The organism is Legionella sp. km772 (assembly GCF_003989735.1).
Classification (GTDB): domain Bacteria; phylum Pseudomonadota; class Gammaproteobacteria; order Legionellales; family Legionellaceae; genus Legionella.
The window spans coordinates 1-7,530 of the sequence record NZ_RZGQ01000139.1 but is presented as its reverse complement, the minus strand read 5'-3'; the positions used below and the strand labels follow the sequence as shown (position 1 = coordinate 7,530).

The window sequence follows — 7,530 nt, the reverse complement described above, 5'->3', positions numbered from 1 at the left end:
TTGGAAAATCAAATAATCACTATAAAGATCAAGCATATCCATTTAATTCCCTCCCTAAAATTAAGGGCGGAATTCTAATGCTTTTTAGTCAAACTACAAGTTTATGTGCGTAACATGAGTATTTTATATCGACGTTCATTATTTTTTTATTCCCTTCTGGCAAACAATACGATGGTTGTTCCCAAACACGCCAATTTGACTTAGCTCTAAATTCACTAGGATTAAGAGTACAAGTTTGTTTAAAAGCTCTGGTAAAGGATTCATGAGACTCAAACCCCGCATTGATTGCAATTTCAATAATCGATTTATCTTTATCGACAATTAATTGATGAGCGGCTCTTTTCAGACGCAGCCAACGGATATACTGTTGTAAAGATAAGCCGGTGTGTGCTGTAAATAAGCGATGAAAATGATATTTTGAACAGCATGCTATACCACTTAATTGCTCGAGAGTTAGTTTTTCATCAAGATGTTTGCCGATATACTCAACTACTTTTTTTAATTGAAGTGCATAATTCATAGTATTCTCAATCAAGTTATTTTTTATTTACAAGGATAGAGTACCTAAGTTATTTATTGCTTGTTTGATGAATCTTGCTAAGAAGAGTAATATTTTTTGGCTCTATACCAATTACGGGGCACTTTCAAAATAGTATAGACTAAGTTGCTTGATAACGATCAAAAGGTGATTAAGTGACGAAATACACTCTTATTCTAAATTACCTGGATTTTCATAGTAAAAGCGAATGGCTACTAACCACTAATATTAGCGGTATCATATAACCCAAGAGCCGATGTAGTTATTGTTAAAGTAAAGAGATCCACAAAAAATCCTCTTATATACGTGAGGTTCAGCATGAGCTAATGGTGATAGCCGTAGCTAATAAAAATTTGTCACCTCTGTGTTTATACCCATTTTGTAGGTTGGGCCGTTCGGCCCAACACGCCATAATCATCCATGTTTATCATTGGGGACTCGCAACATCATTGTTGGGCCGAACGTCCCAACCTACGGTTCTGGTATTAATAATCATAAACGCACAACTTGGCGAGATCATAGAGTGTTGGTATCAGCGCCTTATATAGAGCAATATAGCGAGTTAATCCATACGCCTTGCCCTGTGATCTTAGGCTTTGATGAACACAATATTTTTTTAGCTAGGGATAAGATTTAAGCGGGATCTTAGAATTTAGTGGTTTCAAGTGAGTGTGTATGATGGTGGCTATGGGTGGACTCGAACCACCGACCTCAGCATTATGAGTGCCGCGCTCTAACCGGCTGAGCTACATAGCCATCAAGACGGCGTGATTTTGTCTTTTTCAGGCCTTAATGTCAAGGGTATAAACGAAATTTTTTGTTTTAGTAAGAGATTTTGGTTTTATTAAAGGCAATTTGTTTTTTATGTGACAAAATTGAAGGGGTGGTTGGGTCAAGACCCAACCTATGAGTTTGGATTAGATAATAAGTATATACATTGCACCTGGGCCACGTAATACTTGCACGAGTAGCTGTTGCTTTTGTTTTTGCGCAATAGTTTGTAAGGATTTAACATCAGTAACAGGGGATTTATTGGCAGAAATAATAATATCACCGGGTCTTAGACCTGCTCTCCATCCCGCGCTATTCTCAGAGGCGCCAACAACTTGTACACCTGTAACATTACCATGGGGTGGCGATTCTTGCTCGAAAGATCTCAATGCTAATCCATAAAGGAAGGGATTACCTGATTGAAGTTTTTGTTCATGAGTTTTTGCATCAGTAACTACAGCATTTAAGGTTAAAGGCTTGTTATCACGTTGCAAACTGATTTTAACTGTAGTGCCCACTCTTAAAAGACTAATAGTCGTTTTCACTTGGGTGGCTTGCGTGATTTTGGTATCGTTAATTTGAGTAATGATATCGCCTGCTTTTAATCCGGCATGCTCCGCTGGTGAGTCTGGATTTACTTGAGCTACTAAAGCACCTTGGAAATCTTCTGGGTATCCCATGGACTGAGCAAGTTCAGGCGTTAAATGTTGCACAAATATGCCCATTAAACCGCGATGAATAGAACCAAATTTAATAATTTGTTGCGCAACATCTTTTACCATGTTGATAGGAATTGCAAAACCTATACCCACATTCCCGCCATAGGGAGAAATAATAGCGGTATTAATGCCGATTAACTCGCCTTTGGTATTTACTAAAGCACCGCCTGAATTTCCAGGGTTGATTGCTGCATCAGTCTGGATAAAATTTTCAACTCCTTCAATATTGAGATCGCTACGTTTTAGAGCGCTTACAATACCAAAAGTAGCGGACTGGCTATTACCAAAGCTATTCAGACCAAAAGGATTACCAATGGCAACCACGAAATCGCCTACCTGCAACTTATCGGAGTCCCCAATCACAAGCGATTTTAAATTTTTAGCGTCTATTTTTAATACTGCAAGGTCGGTTTCGCTATCTCCCCCAATTAATCGCGCCTTTAAGCGGCGACCATCTTGAAGGGTAATGGTAATTAGATTGGCATTACGAATAACGTGATCATTGGTAATAATGACGCCATTAGTAGGGTCAATAATAACTCCCGAGCCAATACTTTCGAATTTTCGACCTTTCTGCGGTGCTTGAGGAGCGCGAGAAGGAGGTGCATTGTCCTCTTCATCATTAGCGGCTCCAGGTCCTGAGGTGGCATTGTCCGGCAAATAGCCTTGCACGGCAACATTAACAATTGCCGGCATAATATCTTTTAATACTGGCGCTAAGCTGGGCAGCCCTTCATTTGCAGAGTACGTCAACGACGTAACAACTAGCAATAAGCTGCTTATAATTAATTTTATACGAATTCTCATATTATTAGTCCTGAGGTTGATCATTAAACCAGATTAAGGTTGCTATTCTACCTGTTTGTGGCGTTCTCCGATAGGAATAGAACTCATTTTTTAACTCATAAGTACATAAATTAGACTGAGTTACGTCCTGTACACCTGAAATATTAAGCACTAGTTCCGCTATCAAGGGTAAATTGGCGAACCATTTGCTTGCTGAGCTTGGCTGAAAGGCTATTTGGCTAGATGCATATTTCTTTGTAAAAGAAAAATATACTTCATCACTCGTTTCATAATGGTTTTGGGATATCCCAGGACCAATCCATGCCATAAGCTCCGAAGGCTTACTGTGCATTTTAGCCAGGGTGTTTTCAATAATACCGTTACATAACCCCCTCCATCCTGCGTGAATGGCCGCAATTTCAGTGCCTTGCTGATTACATAAAGTAATAGGCAGGCAATCAGCTGTTAAAATCGCTAATGGGTATCGCCACGATTGAGTAGTTGCCGCATCGGCATTCCTATTCTTGTCTTTCTCAGGTACAACACAAAGGGTGCTGTGAGTTTGCTCCAGCCATGCGGGTTCATTCGCGAGCGCTAACAGTTCGCGAAGTTGCTGGCGGTTCTTTTCGACATCTTGCTCGATATCATTAACATGAAAGGCCAGGTTATTACTATCGTAGGGGGCTTTACTAAAACCACCAATTCTTGTGGTGCTTAAAGCGCTAATATTCGCTGGAGCTTTCCAGTTAGCAATTTTAGTCTTCATCATTCTCGTCCAAGATATTGATTAGGGATTGAAAATCTTTAGGTATAGGCGCTTCGACACGGATTATTTCATCTGTTTTTGGGTGATAAAAAGATAGGGTTCGAGCATGAAGAGCTTGTCGTTTAAAATCCTGCAAACTTGTTCTAAGCTCTGCGGGAATTTGGGCTGGAATGCGTCGACGACCGCTATACAAAGGATCACCCACCACCGGGTGGTTAATATAGGCCATATGCACTCTAATTTGATGAGTTCGGCCAGTCATTAAATGAACGTCTAATAAAGTAAAATCTTTATAACGCTTATGAACGCTATACTCGGTTATGGCTTGGCGTCCAGACTCCAGCACAGTCATTTTTAATCTATTTTTACTGTGCCTCCCAAATCCTGTGTCTATGATCCCACCAGAAATGACATAGCCTTGCACTAAAGTAAGATAATGACGCTCTATGTCGCGTGCTTGCATTTGACGAACTAAGGAAGTATGTGCAGCTAGACTTTTAGCTACAATTAACAAGCCAGTAGTGTCCTTGTCTAAACGATGGATAATTCCTGCTCGGGGTAAATGATGGAGATCTGGTTCATGGTGGAGTAGGGCATTAACCAAGGTGTGCTCACGATTACCCGCTCCGGGGTGCACCACTAATCCTGCTGGTTTATTGACTACCAGTACTTCATCATCCTCATAGATAAGGTCTAAAGGAATATTTTCTGGTCCACTTAATTTAAAATCCGCATCAATAGCTAAAGTAAAATCAACGTTAATCTCAATGAGATCGCCGCCTATTGCCTTATCTTTAGGTTTGCAAGGGTGCTGATTTCTTTTAATTGCCCCCGTTTTTATCCATGTGCTGATAACAGAGCGAGAATAATCGGGTAGTAATTGGGCGAGCACCGCATCAATACGTTGATTATGGTACTCGTTCGGTATCGTTATTTGTCTTTGTATGTGTTCAATCATTAGACTGGAAGTGTCTCCGTTTCGCTCATACGTCCTCGTAGTGAATTAGGAAGAGCTTCGTTAATATTTACTTGAACAAATTGGCCCACTAATTCAGCCGGTCCATCGAAATTCACTACCCGGTTGCATTCCGTCCGGCCAGAAAGTTGTTGTGAATTTTTCTTTGAAAAACCGGTTACCAATACTTTTTGGGTGCTGCCAATCATTGACTCACTATAACGAGTGGCTTGCATCAGCAATCTATTTTGTAATATTTGAAGCCGTTGCTTTTTAACTTCTAAAGGGGTGTCATCAGGCAAATTTGCAGCAGGTGTACCTGGACGTGGGCTGTAAATAAAGCTAAATGAAGTATCAAACCCCATTTCATGTACTAAATCCATCGTATCCTGGAAATCTTTATCGGTTTCTCCCGGAAAACCTACAATAATATCGGTAGATAGACGGATATCAGGGCGTATTTTACGAAGCTTCCTGATTTTTGACTTAAACTCTAAGGCCGTATAACCACGCTTCATTAAACCTAGAATGCGATCAGAACCACTTTGTACCGGTAAATGTAGGTGATTAGCAAGCTCTGGAACCTCAGCATAAGCGTTGATGAGGTTGTCTGAAAAAGCCAGCGGATGAGAGGTGGTAAAACGGATACGGCCTATACCATCGATGGCGGCTAAATAATGAATTAATAACGCTAAATCAGCTATTTCACCATTTTCCATAGGACCACGGTAGTCGTTAACATTTTGTCCTAAAAGATTAATTTCCCGTACACCTTGTAGCGCTAATTGATAGCATTCAGCAAGAACATCGTCAAAGGGTCTGCTTATTTCTTCACCCCGAGTATAGGGTACTACACAGAAACTACAATATTTATTACAACCTTCCATGATTGAAACAAAAGCGCTAGGGCCTTCGGCTCGAGGAGCAGGTAAATGATCGAATTTCTCAATTTCTGGAAAAGAGATATCGACAACTGGCTTTTTCTTTTCAATTCGCTCATTGATTAAAGCGGGTAAGCGATGCAAGGTTTGTGGGCCAAATACGAGATCCACAAAAGGAGCACGTTTGACAATATCAGCACCTTCTTGGCTTGCGACACAACCACCCACTCCAATGATTACATGGGGATTTTGTGCTTTATAATCACGCCATTGGCCTAACTGTGAAAACACTTTTTCTTGAGCCTTTTCACGAATAGAGCAAGTATTAAGTAAAATAACATCTGCTTCATTGACTTGGTCGGTTTTAACCAAACCATGGGATTCAAATAATACTTCGGCCATTTTTGATGAATCATACTCATTCATCTGGCAACCATTCGTTTTGATATATAGTTTTTTTGTCATAAATTTATCTACTTTCTAAAAACAGGTATTATTTCATTACTGCACGTTTTGGCAATAAGTTTCTTTTACCTTAGGTAAAATAAGTAAAGCAATGAGCATCCCCAAAGGTAGAAGAGCTAAAGCCGTGTGATAAGCAACTAAGGGATAAAGCCTTACGGTCCCCAGCATTTCGCCAGCCCACATTTTATCCAGAATATAACCAATAAGTGGTTGCGCTAATGCAATTCCTATCATATTCATCATATTCATAAAGCTTAAACCTGTGGCTACGTATTTTTTATTACATAATTCTTTAGCAACTGAAAAAGCAGGTAAAAAGCCAGCTGAGAAAATTCCAAATAAAAATAACAAACCCTCCATTATTACAGAAGAGTTAATTGGAGCAAAGATAAAGAGTATAGAGCAAATTAAAGCACCGACACATCCAATATACATGGGTGGCTTACGTAGGCCGATCCGATTAGAATATATTCCCCATAAGGGGCTAGCAATGGCCCAACCTATAAATACTAATGAGATGTAATTTGCCGCTGTAGCTTTGGCAATAGCCATTTTACTCATTAAAAAAGGTACGCCCCATAAGCCACAAAAAACAGGGGTAGCCATGTACATTAACCCACCATAACAAGCAATCAGCCAAAGCTGTTTATTTTTAATTAGGGTAGCTAAACTGGTTAGTAATCCTTCTTCTTCTACATGATGATGTTCTGCTGGATTGTAGTTTTTTGGTGTGTCTCTAGTGATAAGAAAAATGAGCACCGCTAAAACCAGGCCAATACCGCCCATAATGATCATACTCTGGCGCCAGCCAAAATCATCCACCAGCAAGGCTAAAGGGGCTTCGCCACCAATCGCGCCTAACATTCCTAAGGTAACCATAAGCCCGGTTAAAAGAGCAAAACGATAAGAAGGAAACCAATTAGCGGCAAGCTTCATCGTTCCAATAGCGGCAAATGCAGAACCGCAGCCTATCATGAGCCTTGCAACACAAGCCATGAAAAAGTTATCGGTCATACCAAAAGCTATGGTGCTTGCAGCGCAAATAACTGTGGCTAAAGTTAATAAACGATGAGGACCAAAATAATCTAATAATAAACCACCAGGAAGTTGCATGGCTGCATAAGAGTAAAAATAGATTCCCGATAAAATACCTAGTGTTTGGCTCGTGACTGCAAAATCACGCATTAATTCATTACTCATTACACTCGGAGAAACTTGCAATAAACATTCATAAAAATAAAATAAACATCCTAAACCCCATACAACCCATGCCATTACTGATTTTGTGTCTTCTTTGGTCATTGTTTCAGAGGGTGTATTGTAATGAGCCATTGTTGGTTAATTCTCCAAATTCCTAGTAATAATTGAGCAGCAAATAAAACGCAAAGTTTTTAAATCTCCTTGAACAGATACTCAATGCCGAAGGAGAGTAGTGCATTTTTTTTGGTCACAAAGCGGATTAATACGTTATCATACAAACGACTAAATGCAAACCGATAAATTCGTTGGTTAAATTTTACCATTTTGGTTATTATCTCATGTTACGCACATAAACTTGTAGTTTGACTAAAAAGCATTAGAATTCCGCCCTTAATTTTAGGGAGGGAATTAAATGGATATGCTTGATCTTTATAGTGATTATTTGATTT

Annotated in this window: 6 protein-coding genes and 1 tRNA gene; all 7 read right to left on the bottom strand. The window is 39.7% G+C overall.

Annotated elements, in window-relative coordinates:
* Positions 1-88 precede the first annotated feature (88 nt).
* The 7 genes from ELY15_RS11955 to ELY15_RS11925 all read right to left on the bottom strand — a co-directional run bounded on the left by ELY15_RS11955 (position 89) and on the right by ELY15_RS11925 (position 7,213).
* The gene (locus tag ELY15_RS11955; protein ID WP_127100324.1) at positions 89-520 is read right to left on the bottom strand and encodes a helix-turn-helix transcriptional regulator; all 432 of its coding nucleotides are present in this window, start codon (positions 518-520) and stop codon (positions 89-91) included.
* A 697-nt stretch (positions 521-1,217) separates the two neighbouring features.
* A tRNA-Met gene (locus ELY15_RS11950) sits at positions 1,218-1,294 on the bottom strand.
* Between the two features lie 161 nt (positions 1,295-1,455).
* Positions 1,456-2,835, bottom strand: a complete 1,380-nt coding sequence (locus tag ELY15_RS11945) for a Do family serine endopeptidase (RefSeq protein ID WP_199744216.1) — start codon at positions 2,833-2,835, stop codon at positions 1,456-1,458.
* Positions 2,836-2,839: 4 nt separating this feature from the next.
* On the bottom strand, positions 2,840-3,580 hold the full coding sequence (gene pgeF / locus ELY15_RS11940) for a peptidoglycan editing factor PgeF (protein ID WP_127100326.1): 741 nt from the start codon (positions 3,578-3,580) through the stop codon (positions 2,840-2,842).
* The gene (gene rluD / locus ELY15_RS11935) at positions 3,570-4,538 is read right to left on the bottom strand and encodes a 23S rRNA pseudouridine(1911/1915/1917) synthase RluD (RefSeq protein ID WP_127100320.1); all 969 of its coding nucleotides are present in this window, start codon (positions 4,536-4,538) and stop codon (positions 3,570-3,572) included. The genes pgeF and rluD overlap by 11 nt, the downstream gene beginning before the upstream one ends.
* A complete protein-coding gene (miaB, locus tag ELY15_RS11930; RefSeq protein ID WP_127100318.1) occupies positions 4,538-5,881 on the bottom strand; it encodes a tRNA (N6-isopentenyl adenosine(37)-C2)-methylthiotransferase MiaB in 1,344 nt (447 codons plus the stop codon). Before miaB ends, rluD begins: the two co-directional genes overlap by 1 nt.
* 36 nt (positions 5,882-5,917) lie before the next feature.
* Complete coding sequence (locus ELY15_RS11925; RefSeq protein WP_127100316.1) at positions 5,918-7,213, bottom strand: MFS transporter; 1,296 nt, start codon at positions 7,211-7,213, stop codon at positions 5,918-5,920.
* Between the last annotated feature and the right edge of the window lie 317 nt (positions 7,214-7,530).